A 26,998-nucleotide genomic window follows, 5' to 3' on the forward strand; every position below is an offset into this window, starting at 1 on the left:
TCTAGGCGTCGGCTCGTCACTAAGCCTCTGAAACCTTAGCCTGGTCGACCAAGAATTCAAGAGTCTTATCGTATAAGAGCGACGACTGAATGCGACGAACTTGCTCTTGGTCCTTGCGCAAGTCCTTCACGATGGCGTCCGGCTTCTGGCCGGACTGGTAAGCGCGTTGCATGATGAAGCGGCTCATGTCCTCGTCCGTAACCTGGATTTCTTCCTTGTTGGCGATCTGAGTGAGGATGAGTTGGAGCTTAACCGCCTCTGCCGCAGCAGCGCGTGACTCGGCGTGGATCTGCTCCTTGTTTTCTTCGAGCTTTTCTTGAGGAACGCCTTGGCGAACGTTGTTTTGCACCACTTGGCGCATCGCCATCTCCGTCTCGTAGTCGACGAGGCTTTCCGGGAGTGGAATCTCTACCTTGGCCGCAATTGCTTCGGTCACTTGACGGCGAATGTCGGCGCGACGCTCCTGGGACTTGCGACCCTTCACCATTTCGGTAACGCGTTCCTTGAACTCCTCGACGCTTTCCACGCCTTGGGCCTTGCAAAATTCTTCGTCCAAGGCAGGCAGCTTGCGCTCGCGAACCTCTTGTACTTCCACGGAGTAAACCGCTTTCTTGCCCTGCAGCGGCTCAACGTTGAAGTCCTCAGGAAACTCGACTTCGATTTCCTTCTTGTCGCCCTTCTTGAGGCCTTCCAAACCGTCGCCAAGCCCCGGAATCAGGCCGTGCTCGGAACCGATTTCCTCCCACGTTTGCGGCATCTTGGCATAAACCGGCTTCTCAGGAGCAATCTCGCTGATCGGCGTTCCGTCGATGGTGCCCTCGTGGGAGAACTTGACGTAGTCGCCCTTGGCTGCTTCGCGCTCCACCGGAGCGAACTCCGCCCGCTCGGCGCGGATGCGGTCGATGGCTTCTTCCACGTCCGCATCGGAAACTTCCTCGGACTTGCCGGTTACGGGCAGTTCCTTGTAGTCTGAAATCTCGAATTCCGGACGAACGTCGACCGTGAACTTGAGCTCGGCGTCTTGGTCGGTGGCGATCTCGACGTCGGCAAGGTCAACGACGTTGATGAGGTTGAGCTTCGATTCCTTGGTACCGTCTTGGTAAGCCTTGGAAACAACGCGCTGGCGGAGCTCGTCCTTGATCTGCTTGCCAAAACGCTGGCGGATCATGTTGACCGGAGCCTTGCCTGGACGGAAACCAGGGATTTTCGCCTGCTTGGAGAACTGCTTGAGCAGCTCGGCCTCTTCGGCAGCGATCTCGCTCGCTTCGAAAGAAACAGCGAGGGTTTTACGGGTATCGGTGACGTCTTGTATGTCGATTTTCACAGCGTGTTGCGGGTGTCCAGTTTTCAGTTAGCCGGAGAAAATCGCGCAAACTAGAAGACATTTTTCCAGTCGGTCAATGGAATTAGGCACAGGTCCCAGCAAAAGCCGGAGCAGGAGCCTACCGTTCCAATTAGCAGAGGGAGGTCGCTTTCGCTAATTCGCGCTTGTGCGGCGCCCAATTCGCTGCTGACTCTGCTTGCTCCAAAATGTCTGACTACTCACCGGAATACCCGCTCCTTATCCTCGATACCTCGTCGCGCAAGACCTGGGTGGGGCTCAAGCTATGCCCCGATACACTCCTTTCGAAATCCGAAGAGCAAGACCCCAGCAAAACCCTCTTCAAACTGGTAGAGGCCGTTCTGGACGGAGCGGGCAAAACGCTGGCAGACCTCGCATCCATCGCCTACTGCGCCGGTCCCGGCTCCATGCTGGGAGCGCGTACCGCGTCCATGGCAATTCGCTCTTGGCAGGGCATAGGAATCAAAGCCGCCCAAACCGTCTTCTATTATACTAGCCTGCACGCCGGGTCTCGCATCGCCTTCCAAAGCTTGGGCGGCAACGGAATCGTCGTCACCGACGCGCGGCGATTCTCTTGGAACGCTCTCCCCTTTCCCTGCTCTCCGGCCACCGCGCTAAGTCTGCTGACAAACGAAGAGCTAGAGAATCGAGAGGGGGTCATCGCAAGCTTCGCCGAGTTTCCCAGCTGGACCAAAACCAAAGCCGAACTTACCGAGCTTTCCTACGACCCTGGCCCCTTATTCGAAGGCCAAGCGTTCATGCCGCTCCTCATCCCAACCGAGAATGCCAGCCCTCTCACTATCCGTTCCAACGACTACAAGAAATGGGATGCCCGCATCCACTCCGCTCCAGCTGACTGATGACCGGTATCGACCAGTTCCCACGGCGCTGCTGGGCCGAGATCGACTTGGCCGCTCTCGAGCGCAACCTTATCGCGATCAAGGCAGCGCTGCCTCCTCACATTCGCTACATCGCCGTAGTTAAAGCGGACGCTTACGGCCACGGCATGAACCAAACCGTTGCCCGCCTCATGCAAGCGGGAATCGACATGTACGGCGTTGCCAATGTGGCCGAGGCCGCGACCATCAGAGAAATCGGCGGCTCGGGCTGGTCCATCCTCGTACTCGGAGCCACTCTGCAAGATGAAGCTCCGTTCCTTTTCGAATACGACCTGACCCCCACCCTTTCCACGGTCGAGGAAGTGGCCTTTCTCGATCGCATGGCAGCCGAACGCGGGGCAACCTTGAAGGTTCACCTCAAGATCGACACCGGCATGGGGCGGCTGGGCATCTGGCACGAGAACGCAAATACCCTTTTCGAGGCCCTCAAAGCAGCTTCCCACCTCCAGCTCGACGGCATCTACACTCACTTCGCCCACGCCGAGACGGATGTGGAATTCACCGAACGCCAAAGGCGACGTTTCATGACCGCCATCGCCGCGGTCGACTGGATACAGCCCGAGAAGCTGCTCATCCACGCAGACAACAGCGCCGGCCTCACGAGCTTCTCGCGGGAGAGCGCCTACAACGCGGTGCGCATCGGCCTGCTGCAATTCGGCATCACCCCCTACGCCCAATCCCTTTTCGCCAAGGTACCCACCACTCCCATCTTCAGCTTCAAAACGCGTATCGCGATCGTGAAAGACCTTCCAGCCGGCACCGAGATCAGCTACGGGCGCACCTGCCGCCTCAAGCGCCCCAGCAAAATCGCGATTCTCTGCGCCGGCTATGGCGACGGCATCCCTCGCGCCCTCAGCAACAAAGGCTTCGCCCTCATCCAAGGCCAACGCTGCCCCTACCTCGGCAGAGTCACAATGGACCAAACCATCATCGACGTAACCGACCTCGACCCGTTGCCCAGAGCAGGAGACGAAGTCTGCCTCATCGGCACCCAAAACGACGGCGAAATAAAGATCGAGCAGTTCGCCCGCTGGGCAGGGACGATTTCTTGGGAAATCCTTTGCTCCATCACCAAACGCGTGCCTCGCATCTACAAAACGTCCATTGCGACCGGCTAAGCCGGAAAACAAAAAAAGCAAGCGGGACCCAGCCTAGCAATTCCTGCAATCCATCGTCCCCCTCGTTTTCGAGGTTTCGTAAACGATTGCACTTCAGCGGATTGTGACAGCGTAAAAAAAAGGTGGAACTAACTACGCGCTTTCTGAATCCATCGATTTGGGTTGTCCGTAAATGCAGCTGTCTTACTAAAGTAAGAAAATGGTTGATCTCTCAACCATTTACGTATTTCTACCAAACACATAGCACACGAGACCCAATCACAACATACTACAATCATGCTACGCTCTTCCTTCCAGAAGATAATCCTTACTGCCATCGCCGCCGCAATGCCACTGCTCGCCGGGGCAAAGCCCTCGAAAAACGCCGATGAGAGTTCCTTGGTGCTGTACAGCGGAAACAAGCAACTCAACCAGGCGATACAGGAAATAATCGCGACTCGACCTCCGGTCGACGACTTCGGCGTAGTGCTCGCCAACATCCACGACTTCCCCCAGGAACTCGTTCGTTCCGCCAAGTCGGAGCTGAAGTTTTCCGATCGCTTGCAGGTCATAAGCATCGAGAAGGACTCGCTCGCAGACCAACTCGGCCTGAAGCCTGGAGACCAGTTACTCCAGATTAACAGTTTCTATGTTTCCCGCGGGCAAGCCGCCCTCCAACAATTCGTGGAACGCGTAGAGCCGGCAGTCGAATGGGACGGCGAAATCAACACCACCATCATTCGCAACGGCTTCGGCCAAAACCACTCGACCGCTTCGTTCCGCAACAACGGCTAGGCCGTTGACCCGCTTTTTCTCTTGAGAACGCCTCCCATCAACGGGAGGCGTTTTTCGTTTCCCGCTCCCAATCGTGCCGCATCCCAAATTCAGCTGTTTACAGACGGCCACCTTAAGCTAGCGTCGTGCGAGCATGCCTGACACTCCCGACGAAATCGTATTCATATGTACCGCGAACACCTGCCGCAGTCCGATGGCTGCCGCCTTGTTCCGCCATGCCCTCGCCGCGCAAGACCGCCCTTTGCGCTCGCTGAAAGTGTCGTCAGCGGGCGTATCCGCCTTTCCGGGACAAGCCGCGAGCTCCAATTCCGTCGAAGCCCTCAAAAAAGTCGGGATCGACCTGAAAGACCACCGCAGCCAAGGCCTCAGCCAAGAGCTCGTGGACAACGCGCTCGCATTTTTTTGCATGACCGATTCCCACTTGGCCATGCTCAACTACCAAATCGATCCGCCTCCAGCCAATGCCTTCCTCATGCGGCAATTCATGGGAGATGGGGTCGACGACCAGATACCGGACCCCTTTGGCGGGAACCTCCACCTGTACGAGTCTTGTCGCGACAGCATGGTAGAAGCGATCCCGTCGCTCATAGAAGTCGTGCAAAAACTGCACGCTACCGCAAAACAAGAGAAATAAGTCCGCTACGCGACATCCGCTCATAGGCCAATCTTGTCATGGGATCTTACCTTATTCTTTTTCTCAAGGGCATCGCTATGGGTGCCGCCAACGTCATCCCCGGCGTCAGCGGAGGCACCATCGCTTTCGTCACCGGCATCTACGAAGAATTCATAGATAGCCTCAAAGCCTTCGACCTGAAGGCGCTGCAGCTCGCGCAAAAGCTGCGCTTCAAAGAGCTCTTTGCTCACCTAAACCTCGCGTTTCTCATCCCCCTAGGACTGGGCGTTTTCATCAGCTTGATTTCCTTGGGCAAAGCGCTCGATTGGCTCTTCAACCATCAACCTGTCTTGGTCTGGAGCTTCTTCTTCGGACTCATCCTCGCATCGGTTTATTTCGTATCCAAAAATATACGACAGCGAACACCTTCCGTCTACGTCACGTTCGCCATAGGAACGGTTGCCGCCTTGGCACTCGCCTTCCTAAAGCCCGCAGAAGAAAATCCAGCGTTCTACTACATCGCGATCTGCGGAGTGGTCGCAGTCTGCAGTATGATTCTTCCCGGACTTTCCGGTTCTTTCGTGCTGATCCTCATGGGCAACTACCAGTTGATCATGCTCAAGGCCGTGCCCAATACCGCCGAGTCTCTCCTGAAATTCAACATCGAGGACGTCCTGAGCAACGTTGGCATCATCGCTCCCTTCGCTATCGGCGCCGCGGTGGGCTTCATACTCCTTTCAAGGGCCATCTCCTTTCTCCTGCATCACCACCACGACTCAACCCTCAGTACCTTAACCGGATTCATCCTAGGGTCGCTCGTAGTCATATGGCCCTGGAAAAACGAGGTCTACCTGACAGACGAATTTGGCGCGCTCGTCCTAAAGGATGGTGAATCGATTGTGCAAGGCTACCAATGGTTTCTCCCCTCGCTTGCGGATACCAACACCCTTCTGGGAATCGTCTCCATGGTCGCCGGAGTTATCGCCGTCGCCCTGCTGGAAAAAAGCGCCCGAAAGGCCTAGTTCGAAATGGGCAGGAAGTCAGCCATAGGATCGGCAATTCTCGTCGGGCTCCTGGCGGCGTGCTACTTTCTGTACTCCTACATCGTCGGCTTTGAAAAGGAGTCGCTCGCCCGCAAGCTTCCCTCCGACAGCTACGCTAGCTTGTCCGTACGCCACCTACGCAAGCTAGGGCTCGCCTTCGCCACAGACGACCAGCTCCAATCCTCCGTACAAGTCATACAAGCGATCGGCAAGATCCTGGAAAAGTCGATCCCTTCCTTCGACCTTCCAGGCGAGGATCCTGAAATCGACGAGGCGCTGCTGCTTGAGCTGGGCAAACACTTCAAAACGCAGCTTACCCTCGCCGCCTTGCCGGGAGAAAGCTACAGCCCAATCGGCTACGCGCTTCTCAGCGACTTCTACGGATTGGAGAGCGACTTCAAAAGCACGCTCGAAGAAATAACCCGGCAAGCATCCACCTCATCCGGCATCGAGCTAAGATGGATATCGGACCAGTGGCACGAGATTCCCATCCAACGGCTCAACTCCTCGCTTTCCCAAATCGATCCCGACCTTCCTGACCTCGACCTTTGCTGGGCGGTTTTCCAGGATACCCTCTACTTTTGCAGCCAAAAAGAAACCCTCGAGAAACTCCTGCTCCACGCCAAGGAAGCAGGAAACGAAAGCCTCGAGGATGCGATGGCGAAACATGACATTCACTTCCACCTTCAAGGCTCACCAGACCTGACCCTTTTTATCAACGCCCACCCCTCTTTGCGCCGATTGGCCGATAGTGCGCAAAGCGACCTGATTCAAGCAGGCGGCATGGCTGCCGGTTTTTCACCCCATACGTTCATTGAAGCGCTCCAGCTCAACGAGCTGGATTCGTTTGCCATCGCGATGACCTTCACGGGAGAAAGACATTCGTATTCAGGTTTTACATACAACCCCCCAATACCTATCCTCGAATCGCTCCACCCCTTGGAGAGCCAGCGCCTCCCCCCGCCGCAAAAGACTCCTATCTATGCCTACGAAGCAGCCGGACTGGACGCCGGCAAGGCTCTCCTACACCTAAAGGAGGCCTTTCTCAAGGCGGCCCCCGTCGCAACGTTCCCCTACATTGGCTTGCGATCCAAAATCAAGTTCGACACGGGAATCGACCTTGAATCTTCAATCGGAAACGCCTTCGAACCGGAAGCCGTTTTCCTTCAAACTATCGACTTCGGAACCGGCAGAAACCTGTACGGAGATGTCCAAGAGCAAGTCGTGCTCGACTACGCATACAGATTCTCCCTCAAACATGGCCAGACCCTCACTAAGCTAATCGACAGTCAACTACCCAAGCTACAACAATTCATCGCTCTAGACTTCTATCGCGAAGATGGAATTCTCTACCTTAATGGAGATTCCGATTACACGCTAACAAGCGATCGCTTCGCACTGTATTACGAAAACGAATACATTATCTTTGGTCGCGGCACCCTAAAGAGCTTTCACTATTTGCTGAATTCGAGCATGCCTTCGAAGATCGAAACGCTTGCCCCCAAGCAAAATCCAGATGTCGTCGTCGGACATGGCGGGCTTAGCGCACAGAACCTGCCGGCTAGCCTTTTCCAATTGAGCGCCGTGCTCTACCAACAGGTCAACAACACGCCAAACATACCCACGGCTTTCATGGATTTCGACTGGGCAAGCCTCACCGCCTTGGAGCAACGAAGAGCGTCGAGCACCTACCATCTCGATGGCCACCTCTTCCGCGTTTCCCAGCAGCTTGACTAGCCCCTCAAGCTATTTCCCGAGAAAGAAGCGGCGATAGTTTTCTTCAACCTGCCCTTCCAACTCGTCCAATGGCATATCGAAGAGGCGCGCCACAAAACGATAGACCGCTACGATGTTGGCTGGATGATTAAGAGAATCGTCGCTCGAACACCGATACAAATGCTCCGAATCCGGACCTCGCATATCCGGCGCATCCGTCTCGATAAGAAGCCTCTGTAAAGGAATTTCCCGCAAGGCCATCCGCTGCTTCTCCTTGCGCTCGAGCTCGAAGTACCCGGAGATGGAAAAGTAAGCGCCCAACTCCGCAAACGGCTTTACCATTTCCACGGATCCGCCGTAGGAGTGCAGCAAAAAACCTCGCGCCGGCAGACTCGCATCCCTCAACAGTTCCTGCATTCTTCCCCAAGCTTGTAAGCAATGTATGGATACAGGAAGGTCACGCTCTACAGCCTGCCCCAGTTGCCATAAAAACGCAGGTTCCTGCTTGGCAAGATCATGTCCCTGGATCCATCGATCCAGTCCGATCTCTCCGACGCTTGCCTCCGGATAGAAGTCCCAAAGCTGCGAGAGCAACAGCTTCCAGTGCGTCACCACGCTGCTTACCTTCCAAGGATGTAGGCCAAAAGAAGGTTTTACCACGGGATTGGCGCGGGCCAGCTCTGCCACTTCATCCCAATCCTGCGGACTCGTGCCATTAACAACTACCTCCGCAACGCCAAGTTCCTCGTAAAGGGCAGGAAGCCCTTCGATCTCTCCGGCGATCCGCTCGTCCTGCAAATGGCAATGCGCGTCGTAAAAGGCCATCGGATTCAATAAAATCCAATTTTGCCCAATACGCGAGCAATCCTAGAGATCTGCCAGAAATTCTTCGAGACCGTTCAGGCCTTCTTCGAAAAAGGCTTCCATCTGCTCGTCCTCGTCTTCCGGAGCATTGGTCATCAAACGGCCTTGCCAGGAAACGCGACTCCCCCCCTCGCAAGCCTCCACGCTAATCTTGGAACGGTAGCGAAAATCGGACCAAAGCCCCTGAACCACTTGGAAATGGAACTCGTCCTGATCCTTGTCTTCCCAGTACTTCTCGATCAGCTCCGATTCGCCGCCGGCTATTTCCGAACGGCGGAATTGCAGGCCTTGCTCTTCGAAGATCGACACCTTCTCGATCCATGGATGCCAGTTCACGATCATCGCCGGCGCCGAAATAAAACGAAGCACCGTCTCCTTCTCGTAAGGAAACTCACGTTCGACCGATGCACCTAGAATTTTCATTTTATGTGGGATTTTATGGCTGGATACGCCGAGGGGATCCTCCAAATGAGAGGCTCCTAAGTCCTTATCGGCAGATTCACGCCGCTCCTTCACCCTGCTTGCGAAAATAATTCGCAAAGCACGGTAGCTCCACCTAGCCGCGGAATAGAAGACGGACCTAGCGGGATTGCAGGCGAATTTTGCTCAAGCCATTGAGGCGGCAGGCGTCCATGACGTCCGTGACCGTTTCCAAAGGGGTCAACTTATGCGCCCGAATCAGCACTGGAATGTCGTTGCTCAGGTCGGAAAGCTGGGAAATCACCGCTTTCAACTCCTCCACATCGACCGGCTGGGTTTCCAGGTAGATCACCCCTTCCTCGTCGATACTGATTTGAATCTTGTCCGGGAATTCGTTTTTGCCCGCCGATTCGATGCTCGGCAGCGTCAAGTTCAAGGTCGTCATCTCCTTGAATTGCATGCTGACCAAAAAGAAGAAGATCAGGATGGTCAGCACGTCCATCAAGGGCACCACGTTGATCGTGGGCTTGGGGCGCTTTCGTGTCAGCAGGCTGCTCATCAGTCCTTGAGCCCCAGCTGCTCGAGCAAGGATTCGATCTGCACCGCAAACGTTTCCACGCGACGCTGAAAGTAGCTGTTGGCGATCAAGCAAGGAATCGCAACCGTGAGGCCGAGCACCGTAGTGGTCATCGCCATGGAAATCCCCTTCGTGAACAACGCCGGCTCCGGCAGGCCAGTATCCAAGGAAACGTTACCAAAAACCGTCACCAATCCCGTCACCGTGCCCAACAAGCCCAGCAACGGAGCCGCTCCCACTACGATATCCAGGAAAACCAGCCCGCGCTCCATGCGGTTCACCTCCAAGCGGGCGTAGGCTCGTACCGCGCCCATGTCGGCCTCATGCTTGTGCCAGTAGCGAAGGATCCGCCCAAAAGCCGAACTGTGCTCCCCCGTGCCGCGGCGGCCCTCGGTCGCCTCGTTGAGAAGCTCGTCCGGCAGGACCGCGCTCCGGCGAAGCGAAAAAAGGCGTTCGCAAATCACAAAAACTCCCACCAGCGAGCAAGCGAGGAGAGGATAAACAAAAATCCCGGCGTCTTTGAGGATATCTGGCATAAGCGACAAAACGAATAAGGGTCTGCGACTGTCTCAGCCGCGCAACAAAAGACTCCGATGCGCAGCGCTTGTTCAACAGAAAAAGAGCCCGGGACAGATGCTCCCCTGCTCAAGGCCCGTTGCGAGCGCGCAAATAAAAGACAACGTTATCTAAAAATTGCGCACGCCGCCCCTGCAGCCATTTCGAACACAAAAAGGCCCGAGGGCACCAGCCCTCGGACCGAGATCAAATATTGGAACTAGAAAGCGCCCTACTTGGCCATGTAAGGGAGCTTCCCTGCAACGGCGGCGATGTCCGCCTCGGCTTCCTTGAGCTCGCCGATCATGTCCCACTTGCCGGCGACCAGCGCCTTCTTAGCGGTCTCGCGGATCACAGCCGTCACGCTTTGGCCGCCAAAAACGATCTTTTCGTTTTCGACGTCCAACTCGATTTCGATGCTTGGGTCGGCATCAACCGCAGCGGATATCTTAGCGATGTCCTCCTTGGCCGCGATGAAGCATGGAATCCCGAGGGTCGTGCAGTTGCCGAAGAAGATCTCCGCGTAGCTCTCGGCGATGATGCCGCGAAAGCCGTAGCGGTAAATCGCCTGGGGAGCGTGCTCGCGAGAGCTGCCGCAACCAAAGTTCGCGCCGGAGAGCAAGATGCTCGCCCCCTGGAAACGCTCTTCGTTGAGCGGATGCTTCTTGTCGCTCCCATCCTCGTTCTTGCGCACGTCATAGAAGAGAAACTCTCCCATGCTATCAAAAGTGACGCACTTCATGAAACGCGCCGGGATGATGCGGTCCGTATCGATTTCGTCGCCTGCAACCGTTACGCCGCGACCCGTTACCTTGGTGATTTTTTCTAAAGCCATCTTAATGTAGTTCCTTTTCGCTTACGCGTTTGCAGTTTCCTTGATACCGAACACCTCGCGGGAGTCGCTGATAACGCCACGTACCGCCGCTGCAGCAACCATGACAGGGCTCATCAGTACCGTGCGGCCGGTGGGGCTGCCCTGACGTCCCTTAAAGTTACGGTTCGACGAGCTCGCGCTGAGCTGGTCGCCGATCAGCTTGTCCGGGTTCATCGCCAAGCACATGGAGCAACCGGCTTCGCGCCACTCGAATCCAGCCTCGCGGTAGATCGCGTCGATGCCCTTTTCCTTGCAGATCGCGTCGACGATCTGGGAGCCAGGAACCGCGATTGCCTTTACGCCGGGAGCCACCTTGTGCCCCTTGAGGTACTTGGCGACCTCCTCGAAGTCAGACAAACGACCGTTCGTGCAGGAGCCGACGAAGCACACGTCTACCTTGGTGCCCTTGATCGCGCTGCCACCTTCGAGCTTCATATACTCGAGGGCCTCGGCGGTGATCGCCTTCTCGGACTCCTTCACGCTGTCGACGCTGGGGATGTTCTCCTCGATGGTGATCGCTTGGGCCGGGTTGATTCCCCAAGTTACGGTGGGAGCAATGTCCGCGGCGTCGATAACGACTACGTCGTCGTATTCGCAATCAGGATCCGAGGCAAAAGATTTCCAATTCTCGACCGCCGCGTCCCACTCCTCGCCCTTGGGCGAATAAGGGCGACCCTTGAGGTACTCGAAGGTCTTCTCGTCCGGATTGATGTAACCCACGCGGGCGCCGCCCTCGATGGACATGTTACAAACGGTCATGCGCTCTTCCATAGAGAAGTTTTCGAAAACCTCGCCAGCGTACTCGTAAGCGTAGCCAGTGCCGCCGTTCACGCCCAGTTTGCGGATGATGTGAAGGATAACGTCCTTGGCGTAAACGCCCGGACGCAACTTTCCGTTAACCTCAATCTTGCGAACCTTGAGCTGAGTCAAAGCCATGGTCTGCGTGGCCAGCAAGTCGCGAATCTGCGTGGTGCCGATACCGAACGCGATCGCGCCAAAAGCGCCGTGCGTCGAGGTATGGGAGTCGCCACAAGCGATAGTGGTACCTGGCTGGGTAATGCCTTGCTCGGGCCCCACCACGTGCACGATCCCTTGCTTGCCGGTGCTCATGTCGAAGAAAGTCACGCCCGTCTCCGCGCAATTCTTGCGGAGCTCGTTGATCATGGCGTCCGCCAACGGATCGGCGAAAGGCTCGACGCGCGAGTCGGTCGGTACGATGTGGTCCACGGTAGCGAAGGTGCGGTGCGGGTAGGCAACCTTGAGACCGAGGTCGCGCAGCATGCCAAAGGCCTGTGGGCTGGTCACCTCATGCAAGAGGTGCGTTCCGATCAAGAGCTGAGTCTGACCGTTAGACAAGGTTCGCACCGTGTGCGCGTCCCAAACTTTTTCGAATAATGATTTTCCCATAGAATGTGAGAGTTAACTTTGAAATTAGAGGGCGAACAAAATCGAAACCAACGCCGGTTTCGGCAACCACAAAGCGACATTTCCGCTACGGAGCCAAAAACTCGGAATTCGCCGCCTTGCGGTAGGAATCCGGAGTCGTTCCCAAGCGTTTCTTGAACTGGCGATGCAATGAGGGAAGGCTGCCAAAACCGCTGCGCTCCGCCACTTCCTGCAGCGACAAATCACGGCGGCTTCCCAACAGTCCGGCCGCATGCCTTACCCGCAAACTGGCGAGATAATCCACAAAGGTCGTGCCCATCGCTCTCCGGAAAAAACGGGAGAACGCCGCCTCCTCCAAGCCAACCTCAGCCGCCACTTGGCCCCTTGTGATCGCATCGGCAAAACGAGCCTGCATGAAGGCCTTCAGAACCTCTACCCGAGCCAGTTCGCGAGCCGGTACATATCCCACTTCACGTTGTTCTTCAATAACTTGCGAATTCCTAAAACTCGCTACCAGCTCCAATGCCACGTAGAAGCGAGCCAACTTGAGGGCCCCCTGCGCTCGATCAACGGAACGCAAGCGCGCCCGCAAGCGTTCTCGGTCTGACACCTCAAATCGAAGCGCTCGATCCATGCGCGAGCGCAGCTCCTTCACCCCCTTCATTTCCGGCAGTTTCAACAGTGTCCGCGGCAAGGCTTCCTCCCGAAATCGCAGCACGACTCCCGAACAAGGCGAGGGCTCTCCGGCGCTCCCCCCGCTCCTCCAAGCATGCAAGCTTCGAGGTGGACAAAGCAGTAAGGCGCCCGCCGAAAAAGCGCCCGTAGCCGCGCCCAACTGCCATCGCCCTGCTCCTCGCAATATGAAGCAGAGCTCGAAGCTGTCGTGCTGGTGTAAGGAGTCCGCAAACTCCTTACCTTCAAACTCTTGAATAAAAACGGAAGCGGCAGCCTCCCTATCTCTAGGCCACGTTTCAAACATCTTCAGAATTAATGTGTCAATTTATGACCTCACTCAACCCTGAATCTTATTTACGCAACTTTTTGAGATTTAGCTATAAAAAACCTTTTCCAGGTAGAGGCCTCGGGCCGGGGCGGCCTGCACCAAGGGAGCGCGTTGGGCGGAGGACAGCAGCGCCACCATTTCGGAGAGCGGCAGACGTCCTAGCCCCACGTTGACGACTGTACCTGCCAAGCTTCTCACCATCTTGTACATAAATCCGTCCGCCCTGAAGAAAAGGTCCACGAAATCGCCATCTTGGCTCACCTTCGCCTCCGTCAGTTGCCGCACCGTGGTTTCGTACTCGAGGCCGCTTCCTCGATTCGCAGCGAAAGCAGCGAAATCGTGCTTTCCGACCAAGGCCTGCATTGCGGCATGGAGCAGGTTCAAATCGAGCTGAGCGGGCACCGGCCAGCAATAGGGCCATTGAAACGGATCCGCCTCTCCGAGCTTCAAGCGGTAGCGATACCGCTTCGACACCGCGGAGAAGCGCGAGTGAAAAGCGGCGTCCACCTCCACCGCCGACTCCACGCGAATCGTCTTTGGCAGCAGGGCATGCAGCGCTTTGACCAAACTTTTCCCGCCATGCCTCCAGTCCCAATCGAAATGGAACACTTGCTCGAGGGCGTGTACCCCAGCATCGGTGCGACCGCTGCCTTGGATGGCGACAGGCTCCTTCAGCAGCTTCGCTAAAACGCCTTCAATTACCTGCTGTACCGAAAGTTGCTCCGGCTGCTTTTGCCAGCCGGCGTAATCGCTCCCGTCGTAGGAGCAGGTACACTTCCACCTCACCGAAAACCGCCTCCGTCATCAAACTCTGAATACGGATCATATTCCGGAAGCTCGATATTTTGGTTCAAGTAATCCTGGAGTATGAGACTGGCCGCCACGGAATCGATCTTTCCGGAGCGACGCAAATCGTCGTCGCGCCCTTTCGGGAAAGCCTTGGAGGCTTCGACGGAAGTGAGGCGCTCGTCGAGCCGATGAACCGGCAGCTCGATCTTCTCGAGGAGCTTGCCGATGAAGGCATCAACCTCCTTGGCCTTGAAGCCGACCGACCCATCCATGTTGTAGGGGTAGCCGAATACAAAATCAGTGGCTCGGCGCTCTTTCGCCAAGGCAACGAGGGCGTCTATTCGCTCACCCTCAGTTCCCTTCACGATAGCAGGCAAAGGAGTAGCCACGCCAATCTCGTCGCCGTACGCTACCCCTACCCTCCGCTCGCCGTAATCAACGCCGATACACCGCATTCGGATCTGCCTCTCGCGATATTAAAGCAAGCGCTTGAGAGCTTCTTCCTCTCCCAGCTTGCGCACCATTGCCTTGATTTTCTCTGCCTTGTCCTTGGCGCAAATCAGCGTAGCGTCGCCAGTCGTCACCACGATCAGGTCCTCGACTCCGACCATCGCCACCAGATGCTTGTCGCCTGCGACCACGATGTTGTTCGAACACTCGAGAAAGCGAGCTTCGCCCTTGTTGACATTGCCAGCTCGATCGGCAGGGAAATGGCGCTCGATCGCCGGCCAGGCGCCAACGTCGTCCCAATCGAAGGTAGCCGCCAAAGTCATCACGTTCTTCGCCTTTTCCATGATAGCGAAATCTACCGAGATCTTTTCCAGGTTCGGGTAAAGCTCGCTCAACAGGGGAACCAACTCCTTGCCCGCCTTCATGCCTGCCTCGATCTCGTCAAGTCCTTGCTTCAGGACAGGGGTGAACTCGGCAAGCGCCGCGGAGATCGTCTCCACGCTCCACACGAACATGCCCGCATTCCAAAAGTACTCGCCGCTCTGCAGATACAGCTTTGCGGTTTCCAAATCCGGCTTCTCCTTGAACTGGCGAACCGTGAAGATATCGCGGTTGTCGATCACGTCCTTGACCGGGCCGCATTGAATGTACCCGTAGCCAGTAGCCGGCTCAGTCGGCTGAACGCCAAGCGTTACGAGGCTCGGGCTGGACTCCGCAACCTTGAACGCAGTGTCCAAGGCCGACTGGTAGGAATCCGCATCGTTGATCAAGGCGTCAGCCGGCAGCATCGCCATCGCCGCCGCCGGATTCCGCTCCTTCACCAACAACATCGCCAGCCCTACTGCAGCCGCCGTGTCTCGACCGACCGGCTCGGCCACAATATTGGCCTCCGGAAGCATCGGGCATACTTCGCGCACGCCTTCAAGCTGTTCACTGTTAGTGATAACGATAATATTCTCCGCCGGAAGAAGTCCAACCAAGCGGTCGATCGTTTGAGTCAACATCGGCTTCTCGCCAACGATCGGAAGCAAATGCTTCGGGCGCGCCAAACGGCTCGCGGGCCAGAAGCGTTCACCTTTTCCTCCTGCCATGATTACAGCGTATCGGTCTGCCATGCCTTCCGAGAAAGCCAAAGACCGCCGCGCCGTCAACGTTCAAGACCACACAACTCGATTCGACCCCGCATCAATTACCATTGATTCCCAAGCCCTCATCTACAAAAAACGCCCCATGTCTCCGACTGACACTCATCCTCTCAGCTCCCTAGAACTCGCTCGCTACAGTCGACATATATTGCTCGAAGAAATCGGCGTCGCCGGACAACAAAAGCTGAAAAACGCCAAAGTTCTGGTCATCGGAGCCGGCGGTCTGGGAAGCCCAGCGGCACTTTACCTTGCGGCGGCGGGCGTGGGAACAATCGGGCTGGCCGACTTCGACAAGGTGGAGCTCCACAACTTGCAGAGACAAATCATACACGGCCAATCCGACGTTGACCGACCCAAAATCGAATCCGCCAAAGACACCCTGACGGAGATCAACCCGCACGTGAAGCTCCAGTTTCACGACGAAGGCTTGCAGCCGCACAACGCCATAGCCCTCTTCTCCCAATACGATATTATCGTGGACGGGACCGACAACTTCGCGACGCGTTATCTCAACAATGACGCTGCCTACCTAGCCGGGAAACCATTGGTCTACGGAAGCATCTTCAAATTCGAAGGCCAGGCTTCCTTCTTCCACCCAAAGGCAAGCGGGCCCTGCTACCGCTGCCTCTTTCCCGAACCTCCGCCTCCCGGCAGCGTTCCCAATTGCGGCGAAGCCGGGGTTATGGGAGCTCTCTGCGGAATCGTCGGCAGTATCCAGTCCATGGAGACTATCAAATATATTACTGGCATCGGCGAAAACCTATCGGGCAAATTACTCTTTATCGACACGCTCAACATGGGCTTCAAAACCTTGAAGCTAAAAAAAGACCCCCACTGTCCGCTCTGCGGAGAGAAACCGACCTACACTTCCATCGAAGCCGAAAACTACCAAGAAACCTGCGAAACGAAACTGGAATCCCCCAACAACACTTCCATAAAAAACGATATGAACGAATCACCGATCGAAATCGACGTTACGACGACGAAAGCCAAACTTGCTGAAGGCGAAAGCATCCTAATAGACGTTCGCGAACAATACGAACGCGAAATCTGCTCGATCGATGGAAGCGTACACATTCCGATGGGCGAGATTCCCGCGCGCCTGAACGAGCTCCCGAAGAACAAGGAGATTCTCGTGCATTGCCACCATGGAGGACGCAGCTTGCGAGTCGTCCAGTTCCTACGCCAAAACGGCTTCACCCGCTCCACCAACGTGGCAGGCGGTATCGACTCTTGGGCTACCCAAATAGACAGCAGCCTGCAGCGTTACTAGGCGGCAGTATTTTTGAAGTTGCTCCACTGCAACTCCGATTGCGAGAGGCCACCTGAGGCCAGCCGTTTCGCTCTTGTTCAAGCGCCGCTGCCTTAACTTTGCCATCCCCACCGGGAACCAGAGACAAAATACAAACGGCGTTAACCGCGGCTAGCATTCCAAGGGACACAAAAAAAGTTCGTTACCCAAAGCAGTGGAATTGCTGCTTACCTGTAGGGCCGCCGCTTGTCATTGATCTTGAGCGAAGACGAAAGGCGACGTGCCGCAGATCCCTACTCGAATGTCCTGCATTGCGGCGTGGCGCGAGCGCCAGCCCTAGGCTCGCGAGCGTCTTCTCGCAAAATAGTGATGACCCAAAAAAAGCCTGCTCCCTTTAGGGAACAGGCTCTGAAATATTATCTACTGATGCCTAGGAACTACTTCTTGCCGCGCGGCTTGGTGAGCCCGGCAGCTTTCTTGATGTTCTGCAAAGACGGGATGGAAATACCAAATTCCTTGGCAATATCCGCACCCTTGCCGCCATTGTTGACAGCTTCGATTACCTTGGCCTTGAGCTCTTCAGTGATCTTAGCCCGCTTGGCGCGCTTGCCAGCCTTAGCAGGTTTAGCAGCCTTCTTAGTTGCGGCCTTTGGCTTGCGTCCGCGCTTGGCTCCACCAGATTCAAGGCTCGAGAGTGCGGCGATCAGATCGGCACGAGTCGCGAAACCAAGGTTCTCGTGAAGGTTAGTCAACTTCTTGGCAGCCTCTGCAGCAGCCTTCTTTTCGAGGGCTTCGAGCTTGGCTTTTGTAGCAGCGATTTGCTTTTGCGTATTTGTGATCATCGGTCCGTAACAAAGGTCACTATTTTAATAAATCAACTAAATTTGCATAATAATAGCCAAAATAGGCATTAATATTCATTCAAACATAACTACAACTGGTAGTTCTACGGTAACTATTAACACAAGGCTTAATACCTTCGACAGCCTCTAAACATAAAAAGCGAATTTCCCAGTATCCACTTTTCAATAGCGACCTTTCCTACCTTCGATGGCAAACGATCCCAAAATCCATTCCCTAAAACGCCCCGCAATCGAGCGAATGCTCCGCATACACCAAGAGCTCAAAAGAGGCCTTTATCCCAATTGCTCAACGCTCGCCCGAGAGCTCGAAGTAAGCACTAAGACGATAGCGAGAGACATGGATTTCATCCGCGACCGCATGCTACTACCGGTCGAATACCACCCCTCCAAACACGGTTACTACTACACCCGAGAAGTGGAGAGCCTCCCGACAATAGACATTTCAGAAGGCGAACTGCTCGCTTTGTCTATCGCGCAAAAAGCGATGGACCACTATCGCGGCACCCCCTTCGAAAAACCCCTTTCCAATGCTTTAAACAAGCTCGCAGCCAGTCTCCCGGATACAATAACCGCCAACCTGACCGCCCTGAGCGATACGATATCCTTTCGCCACGGCAGCACTTCCCAAATTGAAGATAGCCTGCTCAATACCTTTACACGCTCCGCCCTCGACAAAATCGAAGTCAGCTTTGACTACCGAAAACTGGGAGCCAAGTCGCCCGAACGTCGTACGCTACAAGCTTACCACATCACCAACTTCCTCGGAAAATGGTACGCAATCGGTTTGGACACCAGCCGTAACGCGATCCGCACCTTCCTGCTCAGCCGAGCCAACGATGCAAAGCTGAACGGGAATGCATTCAGTGTTCCGGAAAGCTTTTCAGCAGAAGACTACTTGGGAAGCAGCTTTGGAATATACTCCCCGGAAGGAAAGCACCGGGTTAAAATAAAGTTTTTGAATCCCATTTCTGAATATATCTCCGAAAACATCTGGCACCCGTCCCAAACCGTGGAATACCACCAAGACGGATCGATTACCGTGAGTTTCAACCTCGGTAGCCTCGTCGAAGTTTCCTCCTGGATATTGAGCTGGGGAGAGAACGCGATCGCTCTGTCGCCCAAAGCCCTACGCAGTCAACTCAGGGACACCGTCTCCAAAATAGCGTCCCACTACAGAGAATGAATATGCGACAAGGAGGCGTTGTCACGCGATTAGCTTCAGCTTTCCGATCGCCAGCCTTACCCGGAGACGTCGGATAAGATGCCAACGGAGCCCCCCCCAGAGGTTTCTCTTTATAATCCAAACATGGAAGCAGCTAAGCTACAAACGTCATACCAGCGCCAGCATCTAGAATAGCCGTATCTACGGAACTGGTACGACTGCCAAATCCAAGAGAGCGGCGACTATGCGTTCCCACCGTTATGATCCGCCAAAGGCAATTGTATAGAAACAAGGCTGCCGGCTTGCCACTTGTGATGAACCGCAGGTCCAAACCGACGAGGGCGGCAGTCCGCCAAACGTATCAATCGCCCACTCGCGATATAGCTGACCTCAGTCTAGCAACTGCCGGAGCGGCACCATGGGAGATAGCTTGAACCCATGTTTTTGATAGAATTTCTCCGCTGCCAGATCGTCGAAATCCGTTAGCAGGGTGATTCGCTTACAATGACGTTCCCGAGCGAGGTTCATAGCAGCTTCAACGAGCGAGGACCCGCAACCGCGTCCTCTTTCGTCAGGCCGAACCACCATATCTTCCAGCAATGCTACCCTTCCGCCGATTGCGGTGCTCACCGTATAGAGCAAGCTAACCATACCCACCACTCCCTTGTCTGGCCGCTCCGCCACCAGCAATTCTCCTACCGCCGGGTCGGATACAATCATCTCCAGTCCGATCTTCTGTCGCACGAAGTCCGCGGAGAACTCTTTCTCCTGCTCAAAAAGAAGCCCTAGCAAATAGGCGAGGGATGGGATGTCAGCTCGTTCAGCTTTCCGTATCGTTATCATACCCTTGCTATCTAGCCAGAATCGCGCCTCGACAGTCCAGAAAACCCGCTACCTAAATTCTAACGAAAATTTTCAAACGGTCAGAAATGCGCAATGGGGACGCCGGCAAAGGCGATAGCCCATCGAACGAGCCACAGGTCAGCGACCTACAAAGTGTCGAAAAGCGATACCGGCACTCTCTCCCAAGCCATCGAAGCGGACCGCCGGTGAGCGTACATTCGTTCCCCACAGTGGAAACGGAGTGCGACGTAGTACCGAAACTTGGAGGCGTGGGCCGGTTACCGAGCGAAGCGACAGCGGAGGCGTAGCCGGAGCCATCGAACTGGATCGCCGGTGAGCGTGCAATCGTTCCCCACAGTGGAAACGGAGTGCGACATAGCACCGAAACTTGGAGGCGTGGGCCGGAATCGAACCGGCGATAGAGCTTTTGCAGAGCTCGGCCTTACCACTTGGCTACCACGCCCTCCGTTATGAGGCCGTCACGATTGCGTTTTGGATTCGAGTTTCAAGTAGAAACTTTCGTTAATTTCGATTCTCCCAGCTTGAGCTAGGGAGATTTGAAAAAGAGATGGTCCCCGATCACCGTCGTAGCGCGCATTCCGTGGCTCCAACTGGGAAGCTCGTCCTTGCGGGAGTAGTGGTCCGCCCCGAAAGTGTTATCGCTCAATTCTCCCGAGTAGAGCGCGTCCACGATTGAGAGCGCCTTCGACCAGTTAATGTCCTTGGAGGCCCGCGAGACTAGCGGAGCAAAGCTTTGCTTATCCTTGCCCTTTACCGTGGACGCATTGAGAGCGCTGAACGCATACGGCTTCTTCACCACCGCGATAAATTTCGAGGCATCACCGCCACTCCGGTTGCGTATCACCGCCGCGACCGCCTGCATCCCCGCTTCCCCCTGGTCCGCCGCCTCCAAGATCAGGCACGCAGCCAGGACCTGGCGTTCCCAAGCATCCGGCAGGGCCTCCGCCCGCAGAAAAACGGGAAAGAGGCAGAGAGACAGCACTGTTAAGAGAAAAGTCGGTTTCATGAGTTCGCAGCTCTGAAACGATACGGAAATCAAAGTTCCTGCCTTTCGCGAGAAGGAAACCAGCAGGACCACAGACACGCTCGCTCCTTCGCAGATTCGGAACGGCTCCAAGCGGATCTAAAATCCGCGCCGCTAAACCCAAGATTCGCAGAGATCAGATCATAAATATCCAATCTTTGGTCATAAGCTACTATTCCCAGGCGAAGACAATTGCCCTAGAATCGCGTCACCCCAGCAGCGAGCTTCCCCCGAAGCGTCCTAAAGCACTGGACGAATCGAAAATCAAATATACTCAACATGCCCACAATCGAGAGAATCGACCCGCAAAAAATTCCTAGCCGCCCACTGAACAGCGGCTATCGAATGCCCGCCATCGGGCTTGGAACCTTCGGTTCCGACCACGTAAGCAACGAAACCGTCGCGGAAGCTGTGAAATCAGCCATCGACATCGGTTACCGGCACATCGACTGCGCTTCGGTCTATGGAAACGAAGCAGAGATCGGAGCCGCCCTGCGCGACGTCATGGATTCGGGAAAGGTGGACCGCAAGGAACTCTGGATCACCTCCAAACTCTGGAACGACAAACACGTAGAAGAGGACGTGGTCGCTTCCTGCAAGCAAACCCTCGCTGACCTGCAACTCGACTACCTCGACCTATACCTCGTGCATTGGCCCTTCCCCAATTTCCACGCCAAGGGATGCGACGTTAGCTCGCGCTCGCCGGACGCACGGCCCTACATCCACGAAAACTTCATGAGGACGTGGCGCCAGATGGAGAAGCTCGTGGAGCTCGGCCTCGCCCGCAGCATCGGCACTTCCAACATGACGCAGGCCAAACTCGAGCTGGTGCTGCGGGATGCCGCAATCAAACCAGCCGTCAACGAGATGGAATTGCATCCCCACTTCCAGCAACCGGAACTGTTCGATTATGTAGTCTCCCAGGGCATACAGCCAGTCGGCTTCTGCCCAATCGGATCCCCCGCAAGACCCGAGCGCGACAAGACCAGCGAGGACACCGTCGACACCGAAGACCCCGTTCTCTGCGAAATCGCCGAAAAGCATGGGATTCATCCCGCAACCCTCTGTGTGAAATGGGCGGAGCAACGCGGTCAGATTCCGATCCCCTTCTCCACCAATCCCCGCAACATGCGGGCGAACCTCGAGTCACTCACCACTCCGAAGCTGAGCGACTCAGAAATGGAAGCCTTGTCTAAAATCGACAAGAACTGCCGCCTTATCAAAGGGCAGGTCTTTCTCTGGAAAGATGGCCAAACCTGGGAGGACCTCTGGGACCTTGACGGCAAAATCGCTCAATAAGCACTCTCCCCAATCTATACAACCCACACCAAAAATGTGCTCTTCTAACACCTGCACTCACACCGCCATGACAGGAGCCGTTCTCCCGGGAGACAGCTCCACCCAACTTAAAGAATTCGCCATTCCCGAACCCGGCCACGGGGAAGTGCTTATTCGCGTCAAAGCTTCTACCATCTGCGGCTCCGACATCCGCTGCATCTACCACGAGCACCTCGGCAAGGGGCCCGAAGGCTACCAAGGCGTCATAGCCGGACACGAACCAAGCGGCCAAATCGAGAAGGTCGGCCCCGGTTGCCGCCAGTTCAAGAACGGCGATCGCGTAGTCGTGTATCATATTTCTGGATGCGGCGTCTGCAACGACTGCCGCCGCGGCTACATGATCTCCTGCACAAACGAAAAGTACCGCCGAGCTTACGGATGGCAGCGCGACGGCGGAATGGCGCCATACATGATCGCCGAGGAAAAGGATCTGCTCGCCCTCCCCGACGAATTGAGCTACGTCGACGGAGCCCAAGTCGCCTGCGGCTTCGGCACGGTCTACGAAGGGCTCGAAAAGATCGGCATCAGCGGCAACGACGCCGTGCTCGTCACGGGCCTTGGCCCTGTCGGACTGGCGGCCGCCGTTCTCTCCCGCGCCCTTGGAGCCAAGCTTATCATCGGAACCGACGCCATCGACGAGCGCCTGCAGATCGCCAAGGATCTCGGCCTATGCGACCATGTCCTCAAGGCAGGTCCTGACAACGTCGAAGAAATCAGAGCCCTCACCGGCGGACACGGCGTGGAACGTGCCGTCGATTGCTCCGCCCACCACGCCGCCCGCAAGACCGCGGTGCAAGCGACTCGCAAATGGGGCAAGATCGTCCTCATCGGCGAAGGCGGCACCATGGATCTCAATCCCTCGCCAGACCTCATCCACGACCAAAAGACAATCTACGGCTCCTGGGTGACCTCTACCTGGCGCATGGAAGAGCTCCTCGAGCGTCTCGTGCGCTGGGGCGTCAAGCCGTCGGAGCTCGTCACGCACCGCTTCGCCCTCGAAAACGTCAGCGACGCCTACTCGCTGATGGCCTCAGGCAAGTGCGGCAAAGTCGCGGTCTGCTTCGACGAAGAACTAGACGTGTAGCCTCTCAACGAGAACATTCGCCCATCGCTCGCCTTCACGAGCGATGGGTTCCCCGCATTTTCCCGCCCTGCATTCAACAATGCCTCACCCCTCCCAAGATATCACTCGCGCCCGACATCCATGAGTACCCAAGAAAAGATTCCCGTCGTTCCCAAGCAATTCCTGCTCCCCTTCATCCTCACCACTTGCTGCTTCTCGCTCTGGGGTTTCGCCAACGATTTCACCAACCCGCTGGTCAAGGTTTTCGAACAAGTTTTTATCATCGGAACCTCCCAGGCCTCCTGGCTGCAATTCGCCTTCTACACCGGCTACTTTTGCATGGCCATCCCAGCCGCCCTTTTCATCCGCCGCTACAGCTACAAAGCTGCCATTATCCTCGGCCTTACCCTTTACGGCACCGGAGCCCTCATCACCATTCCCGCCAGCCTCAGCGCTACCTTTTGGATCTTCTGCCTCGCGTCCTACGTCATCACTTACGGCCTCGCGTTCCTGGAAACCTCTTGCAATCCCTACATTCTCGCCATGGGCCCACCGGAGACCGCGACCCAGCGCCTGAACCTCGCCCAAGCCTTCAATCCCATCGGCTCGCTCACCGGAATGGCAGTCGCCACCTTCCTGCTCGCTCCCTCCCTGCAAGTCGGCGAATTCCGAGCCGAGCTCCGCGAAAACAACCCCGCCTACACGCAATACCTGCTGGCAGACGCGCAAAACATACCAGCCGGAGCGACCCTCGAGGGCGACAAGGTCACCTTGAAAGATGGCAACACAGTCGCTTTCTACGGCAACGGTGTACCCGTATTCAAAAACGAACTTCCCGGTGTCTTGGACGGAGCCGTCCCCAACGCCCTGAAAACGCTTCGCTCTGAGGAGCCTGAAAAGTTTCGCGCCTTGCAGCACGCAGACCTCGGCTTCGTACGAACGCCCTACATGGTTATAGCCGGAGTCGTATTCACTTTCCTGATAATTTTCAGCGTATCCAAACTCCCGATATTCAAAAGAGACGAAAAGGATGCGCCCTTTTTCACCGTCACAGCCCAGCTGCTCAAAAAGGCCCACTTCCGAGAAGGAGTGCTCGCCCAAGGCTTCTATGTCGGCGCCCAAATCATGTGCTGGACCTTCATCATCCACTACGGCATGGAGCAAGTGGGGCTCGATCTCGCCGCCGCCCAGAAGTGGAACATCGCTGCCATGGTTATCTTCCTCTGCAGCCGCTTCATCTGCACCTTCCTGCTCCGCTTCATCCGCCCGAGCAAGCTGCTCTTCCTCTTCGCCTTAGGGGGCTTTAGCTGCACCGTCGGCGCCATCTACCTCCCTGGGTACGTGGGCCTCGCCAGCCTAGTGCTGGTCTCGGGCTGCATGTCCCTGATGTTTCCCACCATCTACGGCATCGCCTTGAAAGACCTCAAGGAGGAGGAAGCGAAACTGGGCTCCGCCTACCTCATCATGGCAATCGTTGGTGGAGCCGTATTGACGAAACTGCAGGGCGGGCTCATCGACGCCTACAGCGTGAGGGCCTCCTTCTGGCTGCCCGCCGCCTGCTTCATTCTCATCGCGCTCTTCGCCTACCGCACTTACCAGTATCACCACCGAGCTGCCTAGACATATCACCGCCAAAAACCTGAAACTCTTCTCAAAATGCTCATCGGAATTTCACCAATCCTCAGCCCCGAACTGCTCAACGCCCTCTACCGCATGGGCCACGGCGACGAAATCGTCCTCGCCGACGCGCACTTCCCGGGCGAATCCTTCAACGAAAACGTCATCCGCGCCGACGGCCTGAAGATCGCCGCCCTGCTCGAAGGCATCTGCCCCCTGTTCGCCCTGGACGAGTACGTGGACAATCCCCTCGCCATGATGGCAGCCGTCCCGGGAGACGAACTAGATCCGAGCGTCGAAAACGGCTACCTCGCCGCCATCCGCCAGACATGGCCAGAAACGAGGCCATCCGAACGCATCGAGCGATTCGCTTTCTACGAGCGAGCTAAGAAGGCCTACGCCGTAGTGATGACCGGCGAAACCGCCAAGTACGGAAACATCATCCTGAAAAAAGGCGTCACCCCTGTAAGCCAATAGCTGGAGGGACCGCTCCCACCCGCCCCGCCCTGCGGGAGCCTCTTCATTCGAAAGCAACTTGCCAATACCATTGCCAATCGGGATTTTTGCCTCATACACAGGCAACAAATCCTATGGCCTCCACTACCGTATTCACCATCGCCAACCAAAAAGGCGGCGTTGGCAAAACCACCACCGCAGTCAACCTCGCCGCAGCTCTCGCTGACCAAAAGGTTCCCACCCTGCTCATCGACCTCGATCCGCAGGCCAACGCTACCAGCGGCCTCGGCATCGACAAGCTAGAGGGGCGCAGCGTCTATCCCGTGCTCCTCGGCGAAGGGCAAATCGAGGACATGGTCGTCGAAACCGGCCGCAAGAACCTCTCGCTTCTCACTTCCGAGATGGACCTCGCCGCCGCCGAAATCGAAGTCGCCCAACGCGAGGACTATCTGCTCCAGCTCAAGCAAGCCCTCGCTCCCCTTTTCGACTCCGGAGAGTACCGAGCCGTCGTTATCGACTGCCCGCCCGCTCTGGGCATGCTTTCCATGAACAGCCTGGCAGCGGCGGACTATCTTCTCGTCGCCCTACAGTGCGAATACCTCGCCCTCGAGGGACTCGGCCAAATCCTTTCCGTCGTCGACCGCCTCAAGGATGCGGGAGTCAACGACCACCTGCAAGTCGGCGGCATCATCATGACCATGTTCGACATGCGCACCAACCTCTCACGAGAAGTCGTGGAAGAAGTGCGCACCAACCTGCCGGAGCAGATTTTCGACACCGTCATCCCCCGTACCGTGCGCCTCAGCGAGGCACCTTCCTTCGGACAAACGATCTTCGAGTACGATAAGTCCAACCCCGGAGCCACCGCATACCGAAACTTGGCCAAGGAGATCATCAAGCGTTTCGATCTAAAGAAAAAGTAGGCACGCCAACGAGGAGCGAACAGTCGCTCCTCAATTCCCTCTCTTCACTCTTTCCTATGGTAGCCTCCAAGCTTAAGCGCCTTATCAAGTCCGTATCCAAAGATTCTGACAAGAAAGCAGCCCGCAAGAGCAAGCACGCCACCGAGCTCTCCGAGGCGAAAGTTCGCAAGCTCGAGAGCGCACTGGGCTACACCTTCAAGACCAAGGGACTGCTCTACCAGTCTCTCACGCATCCCTCCTTCCTCCTCAACACCAAGGACCAGCTGAAGAACAACCAGCGCCTCGAGTTCCTTGGCGACTCCGTCATCCAACTGGTGCTTACCGAGAAGCTCTACGAAAAGTTTCCCAAGCACCGCGAAGGAAAGCTCACCGCCCTCCGCTCCGGCTACGCGCGCGGCGACTTTATGGCAAACATCGCCCGCGAGCTGGATCTAGGCAACTACCTCATCCTCAAGCCCAAGGACAGACAAGCTGGCGTGGCGGACGGCGACTCTGCCCTCGGCGACGCCTTCGAAGCTCTCATTGGAGCCATCTACCTCGACTCCGACTTCGAAACTTCGCGCAAGATCGTATTGGGTCTCTACAATTATTTGGATACAGCGCCTACTGCCAAGGGCGTTATTTCCAACCCCAAGGGAAAGCTGCAGGAGCTCATCCAACCCGTGCACGGAAACAATGCCCTCCGCTATGAAACGACTGGGCAAAAAGGCGTGGCCCACGAGCGGATCTTCGAAATCGCCGTCTACTGCAACGACGAGAAGCTCGGCAGCGGCAAAGGGCGCACCAAAAAAGAGGCCGCCGAGAAAGCCGCCATCGAAGCCATCGCCAAGCTCGAAAGCCCCCAAAACAGGTAATTTCTGCGGGCATC

28 protein-coding genes and 1 tRNA gene are annotated in these 26,998 nt (G+C 56.2%); 14 read left to right on the top strand and 15 right to left on the bottom strand.

The window, feature by feature from the left end:
* Positions 1-19: 19 nt before the first annotated feature.
* Entirely contained in the window at positions 20-1,324 is a 1,305-nt protein-coding gene (gene tig, locus IEN85_RS12415; protein WP_191617410.1) for a trigger factor, read from the bottom strand.
* Positions 1,325-1,530: 206 nt separating this feature from the next.
* Between tig and IEN85_RS12420 the strand changes: the two genes are divergently transcribed.
* The 6 genes from IEN85_RS12420 to IEN85_RS12445 all read left to right on the top strand — a co-directional run bounded on the left by IEN85_RS12420 (position 1,531) and on the right by IEN85_RS12445 (position 7,526).
* A complete protein-coding gene (locus IEN85_RS12420; protein WP_191617411.1) occupies positions 1,531-2,202 on the top strand; it encodes a hypothetical protein in 672 nt (223 codons plus the stop codon).
* Positions 2,202-3,359 carry an alanine racemase gene (gene alr / locus IEN85_RS12425; protein ID WP_191617412.1) on the top strand — a complete coding sequence of 386 codons (1,158 nt, stop codon included), beginning with the start codon at positions 2,202-2,204 and terminating at the stop codon, positions 3,357-3,359. Before IEN85_RS12420 ends, alr begins: the two co-directional genes overlap by 1 nt.
* A 276-nt stretch (positions 3,360-3,635) precedes the next feature.
* Positions 3,636-4,133 (top strand): hypothetical protein, encoded by a 498-nt coding sequence (locus IEN85_RS12430; RefSeq protein WP_191617413.1) that lies wholly within the window; start codon positions 3,636-3,638, stop codon positions 4,131-4,133.
* A 133-nt stretch (positions 4,134-4,266) separates the two neighbouring features.
* Positions 4,267-4,767: an arsenate reductase/protein-tyrosine-phosphatase family protein gene (locus tag IEN85_RS12435; protein ID WP_191617414.1), complete on the top strand. Its 501-nt coding sequence runs from the start codon at positions 4,267-4,269 to the stop codon at positions 4,765-4,767.
* A gap of 38 nt (positions 4,768-4,805) precedes the next feature.
* Positions 4,806-5,768, top strand: a complete 963-nt coding sequence (locus tag IEN85_RS12440; RefSeq protein WP_191617415.1) for a DUF368 domain-containing protein — start codon at positions 4,806-4,808, stop codon at positions 5,766-5,768.
* Between the two features lie 6 nt (positions 5,769-5,774).
* Positions 5,775-7,526 carry a hypothetical protein gene (locus tag IEN85_RS12445; protein WP_191617416.1) on the top strand — a complete coding sequence of 584 codons (1,752 nt, stop codon included), beginning with the start codon at positions 5,775-5,777 and terminating at the stop codon, positions 7,524-7,526.
* Positions 7,527-7,535: 9 nt separating this feature from the next.
* Here IEN85_RS12445 and IEN85_RS12450 read toward each other — a convergent pair whose 3' ends face one another.
* From IEN85_RS12450 to IEN85_RS12495, 10 genes are all read right to left on the bottom strand, one after another.
* Positions 7,536-8,330, bottom strand: a complete 795-nt coding sequence (locus IEN85_RS12450) for a TatD family hydrolase (RefSeq protein WP_191617417.1) — start codon at positions 8,328-8,330, stop codon at positions 7,536-7,538.
* 42 nt (positions 8,331-8,372) lie between these two features.
* Positions 8,373-8,792 (bottom strand): SRPBCC family protein, encoded by a 420-nt coding sequence (locus IEN85_RS12455; RefSeq protein ID WP_191617418.1) that lies wholly within the window; start codon positions 8,790-8,792, stop codon positions 8,373-8,375.
* A gap of 157 nt (positions 8,793-8,949) precedes the next feature.
* Entirely contained in the window at positions 8,950-9,348 is a 399-nt protein-coding gene (locus IEN85_RS12460; RefSeq protein ID WP_191617419.1) for an ExbD/TolR family protein, read from the bottom strand.
* Positions 9,348-9,902 (bottom strand): MotA/TolQ/ExbB proton channel family protein, encoded by a 555-nt coding sequence (locus IEN85_RS12465; RefSeq protein ID WP_191617420.1) that lies wholly within the window; start codon positions 9,900-9,902, stop codon positions 9,348-9,350. Before IEN85_RS12465 ends, IEN85_RS12460 begins: the two co-directional genes overlap by 1 nt.
* 251 nt (positions 9,903-10,153) lie before the next feature.
* Positions 10,154-10,756, bottom strand: a complete 603-nt coding sequence (gene leuD / locus IEN85_RS12470) for a 3-isopropylmalate dehydratase small subunit (protein ID WP_191617421.1) — start codon at positions 10,754-10,756, stop codon at positions 10,154-10,156.
* A 21-nt stretch (positions 10,757-10,777) separates the two neighbouring features.
* Positions 10,778-12,202, bottom strand: a complete 1,425-nt coding sequence (gene leuC / locus IEN85_RS12475; RefSeq protein ID WP_191617422.1) for a 3-isopropylmalate dehydratase large subunit — start codon at positions 12,200-12,202, stop codon at positions 10,778-10,780.
* An 85-nt stretch (positions 12,203-12,287) separates the two neighbouring features.
* Complete coding sequence (locus IEN85_RS12480; protein ID WP_191617423.1) at positions 12,288-13,160, bottom strand: helix-turn-helix domain-containing protein; 873 nt, start codon at positions 13,158-13,160, stop codon at positions 12,288-12,290.
* Positions 13,161-13,229: 69 nt separating this feature from the next.
* On the bottom strand, positions 13,230-13,970 hold the full coding sequence (truA, locus tag IEN85_RS12485; protein ID WP_191617424.1) for a tRNA pseudouridine(38-40) synthase TruA: 741 nt from the start codon (positions 13,968-13,970) through the stop codon (positions 13,230-13,232).
* Positions 13,967-14,428: a Holliday junction resolvase RuvX gene (gene ruvX / locus IEN85_RS12490; protein WP_191617425.1), complete on the bottom strand. Its 462-nt coding sequence runs from the start codon at positions 14,426-14,428 to the stop codon at positions 13,967-13,969. Before ruvX ends, truA begins: the two co-directional genes overlap by 4 nt.
* A 21-nt stretch (positions 14,429-14,449) precedes the next feature.
* On the bottom strand, positions 14,450-15,538 hold the full coding sequence (locus IEN85_RS12495) for a mannose-1-phosphate guanylyltransferase (protein ID WP_224772606.1): 1,089 nt from the start codon (positions 15,536-15,538) through the stop codon (positions 14,450-14,452).
* 115 nt (positions 15,539-15,653) lie between these two features.
* On the opposite strand from IEN85_RS12495, the gene moeB reads away from it, so the two are divergent.
* Positions 15,654-16,841: a molybdopterin-synthase adenylyltransferase MoeB gene (moeB, locus tag IEN85_RS12500; RefSeq protein ID WP_191617858.1), complete on the top strand. Its 1,188-nt coding sequence runs from the start codon at positions 15,654-15,656 to the stop codon at positions 16,839-16,841.
* 416 nt (positions 16,842-17,257) lie between these two features.
* Here moeB and IEN85_RS12505 read toward each other — a convergent pair whose 3' ends face one another.
* Complete coding sequence (locus IEN85_RS12505) at positions 17,258-17,662, bottom strand: helix-turn-helix domain-containing protein (RefSeq protein ID WP_191617426.1); 405 nt, start codon at positions 17,660-17,662, stop codon at positions 17,258-17,260.
* A 259-nt stretch (positions 17,663-17,921) separates the two neighbouring features.
* Here IEN85_RS12505 and IEN85_RS12510 point away from each other — a divergent pair, with 259 nt between their 5' ends.
* On the top strand, positions 17,922-18,866 hold the full coding sequence (locus IEN85_RS12510; RefSeq protein WP_224772638.1) for a helix-turn-helix transcriptional regulator: 945 nt from the start codon (positions 17,922-17,924) through the stop codon (positions 18,864-18,866).
* 369 nt (positions 18,867-19,235) lie between these two features.
* Here IEN85_RS12510 and IEN85_RS12515 read toward each other — a convergent pair whose 3' ends face one another.
* From IEN85_RS12515 to IEN85_RS12525, 3 genes are all read right to left on the bottom strand, one after another.
* On the bottom strand, positions 19,236-19,688 hold the full coding sequence (locus tag IEN85_RS12515; protein WP_191617428.1) for a GNAT family N-acetyltransferase: 453 nt from the start codon (positions 19,686-19,688) through the stop codon (positions 19,236-19,238).
* Positions 19,689-20,077: 389 nt separating this feature from the next.
* Positions 20,078-20,151 (bottom strand) — tRNA-Cys (locus IEN85_RS12520).
* 84 nt (positions 20,152-20,235) lie between these two features.
* Positions 20,236-20,715: a cell wall hydrolase gene (locus IEN85_RS12525; protein WP_191617429.1), complete on the bottom strand. Its 480-nt coding sequence runs from the start codon at positions 20,713-20,715 to the stop codon at positions 20,236-20,238.
* A gap of 363 nt (positions 20,716-21,078) precedes the next feature.
* Between IEN85_RS12525 and IEN85_RS12530 the strand changes: the two genes are divergently transcribed.
* The 6 genes from IEN85_RS12530 (at position 21,079) to rnc (ending at position 26,984) form a co-directional block, all read left to right on the top strand.
* Entirely contained in the window at positions 21,079-22,032 is a 954-nt protein-coding gene (locus tag IEN85_RS12530; RefSeq protein WP_191617859.1) for an aldo/keto reductase, read from the top strand.
* Positions 22,033-22,066: 34 nt separating this feature from the next.
* On the top strand, positions 22,067-23,155 hold the full coding sequence (locus IEN85_RS12535; protein ID WP_224772609.1) for a zinc-dependent alcohol dehydrogenase family protein: 1,089 nt from the start codon (positions 22,067-22,069) through the stop codon (positions 23,153-23,155).
* A gap of 120 nt (positions 23,156-23,275) precedes the next feature.
* A complete protein-coding gene (locus IEN85_RS12540) occupies positions 23,276-24,754 on the top strand; it encodes an MFS transporter (RefSeq protein ID WP_191617430.1) in 1,479 nt (492 codons plus the stop codon).
* A gap of 36 nt (positions 24,755-24,790) precedes the next feature.
* Complete coding sequence (gene fucU / locus IEN85_RS12545; protein WP_191617431.1) at positions 24,791-25,228, top strand: L-fucose mutarotase; 438 nt, start codon at positions 24,791-24,793, stop codon at positions 25,226-25,228.
* Positions 25,229-25,341: 113 nt separating this feature from the next.
* Positions 25,342-26,130, top strand: a complete 789-nt coding sequence (locus IEN85_RS12550; RefSeq protein ID WP_191617432.1) for a ParA family protein — start codon at positions 25,342-25,344, stop codon at positions 26,128-26,130.
* Between the two features lie 56 nt (positions 26,131-26,186).
* Entirely contained in the window at positions 26,187-26,984 is a 798-nt protein-coding gene (gene rnc, locus IEN85_RS12555; RefSeq protein ID WP_191617433.1) for a ribonuclease III, read from the top strand.
* The last annotated feature ends 14 nt before the right edge of the window (positions 26,985-26,998 follow it).

It is taken from the genome of Pelagicoccus enzymogenes (genome assembly GCF_014803405.1).
GTDB lineage: Bacteria > Verrucomicrobiota > Verrucomicrobiia > Opitutales > Opitutaceae > Pelagicoccus > Pelagicoccus enzymogenes.

Bases quoted from the DNA above. Each gene is read 5' to 3' on its own strand.
- IEN85_RS12420 (WP_191617411.1), top strand. From the start codon at position 1,531: ATGTCTGACTACTCACCGGAATACCCGCTCCTTATCCTCGATACCTCG.
- alr (WP_191617412.1), top strand. From the start codon at position 2,202: ATGACCGGTATCGACCAGTTCCCACGGCGCTGCTGGGCCGAGATCGAC.
- IEN85_RS12430 (WP_191617413.1), top strand. From the start codon at position 3,636: ATGCTACGCTCTTCCTTCCAGAAGATAATCCTTACTGCCATCGCCGCC.
- IEN85_RS12435 (WP_191617414.1), top strand. From the start codon at position 4,267: ATGCCTGACACTCCCGACGAAATCGTATTCATATGTACCGCGAACACC.
- IEN85_RS12440 (WP_191617415.1), top strand. From the start codon at position 4,806: ATGGGATCTTACCTTATTCTTTTTCTCAAGGGCATCGCTATGGGTGCC.
- IEN85_RS12445 (WP_191617416.1), top strand. From the start codon at position 5,775: ATGGGCAGGAAGTCAGCCATAGGATCGGCAATTCTCGTCGGGCTCCTG.
- IEN85_RS12450 (WP_191617417.1), bottom strand. From the start codon at position 8,330: ATGGCCTTTTACGACGCGCATTGCCATTTGCAGGACGAGCGGATCGCC.
- IEN85_RS12455 (WP_191617418.1), bottom strand. From the start codon at position 8,792: ATGAAAATTCTAGGTGCATCGGTCGAACGTGAGTTTCCTTACGAGAAG.
- IEN85_RS12460 (WP_191617419.1), bottom strand. From the start codon at position 9,348: ATGAGCAGCCTGCTGACACGAAAGCGCCCCAAGCCCACGATCAACGTG.
- IEN85_RS12465 (WP_191617420.1), bottom strand. From the start codon at position 9,902: ATGCCAGATATCCTCAAAGACGCCGGGATTTTTGTTTATCCTCTCCTC.
- leuD (WP_191617421.1), bottom strand. From the start codon at position 10,756: ATGGCTTTAGAAAAAATCACCAAGGTAACGGGTCGCGGCGTAACGGTT.
- leuC (WP_191617422.1), bottom strand. From the start codon at position 12,202: ATGGGAAAATCATTATTCGAAAAAGTTTGGGACGCGCACACGGTGCGA.
- IEN85_RS12480 (WP_191617423.1), bottom strand. From the start codon at position 13,160: ATGTTTGAAACGTGGCCTAGAGATAGGGAGGCTGCCGCTTCCGTTTTT.
- ruvX (WP_191617425.1), bottom strand. From the start codon at position 14,428: ATGCGGTGTATCGGCGTTGATTACGGCGAGCGGAGGGTAGGGGTAGCG.
- IEN85_RS12495 (WP_224772606.1), bottom strand. From the start codon at position 15,538: ATGGCAGACCGATACGCTGTAATCATGGCAGGAGGAAAAGGTGAACGC.
- moeB (WP_191617858.1), top strand. From the start codon at position 15,654: ATGTCTCCGACTGACACTCATCCTCTCAGCTCCCTAGAACTCGCTCGC.
- IEN85_RS12505 (WP_191617426.1), bottom strand. From the start codon at position 17,662: ATGATCACAAATACGCAAAAGCAAATCGCTGCTACAAAAGCCAAGCTC.
- IEN85_RS12510 (WP_224772638.1), top strand. From the start codon at position 17,922: ATGCTCCGCATACACCAAGAGCTCAAAAGAGGCCTTTATCCCAATTGC.
- IEN85_RS12515 (WP_191617428.1), bottom strand. From the start codon at position 19,688: ATGATAACGATACGGAAAGCTGAACGAGCTGACATCCCATCCCTCGCC.
- IEN85_RS12525 (WP_191617429.1), bottom strand. From the start codon at position 20,715: ATGAAACCGACTTTTCTCTTAACAGTGCTGTCTCTCTGCCTCTTTCCC.
- IEN85_RS12530 (WP_191617859.1), top strand. From the start codon at position 21,079: ATGCCCGCCATCGGGCTTGGAACCTTCGGTTCCGACCACGTAAGCAAC.
- IEN85_RS12535 (WP_224772609.1), top strand. From the start codon at position 22,067: ATGTGCTCTTCTAACACCTGCACTCACACCGCCATGACAGGAGCCGTT.
- IEN85_RS12540 (WP_191617430.1), top strand. From the start codon at position 23,276: ATGAGTACCCAAGAAAAGATTCCCGTCGTTCCCAAGCAATTCCTGCTC.
- fucU (WP_191617431.1), top strand. From the start codon at position 24,791: ATGCTCATCGGAATTTCACCAATCCTCAGCCCCGAACTGCTCAACGCC.
- IEN85_RS12550 (WP_191617432.1), top strand. From the start codon at position 25,342: ATGGCCTCCACTACCGTATTCACCATCGCCAACCAAAAAGGCGGCGTT.
- rnc (WP_191617433.1), top strand. From the start codon at position 26,187: ATGGTAGCCTCCAAGCTTAAGCGCCTTATCAAGTCCGTATCCAAAGAT.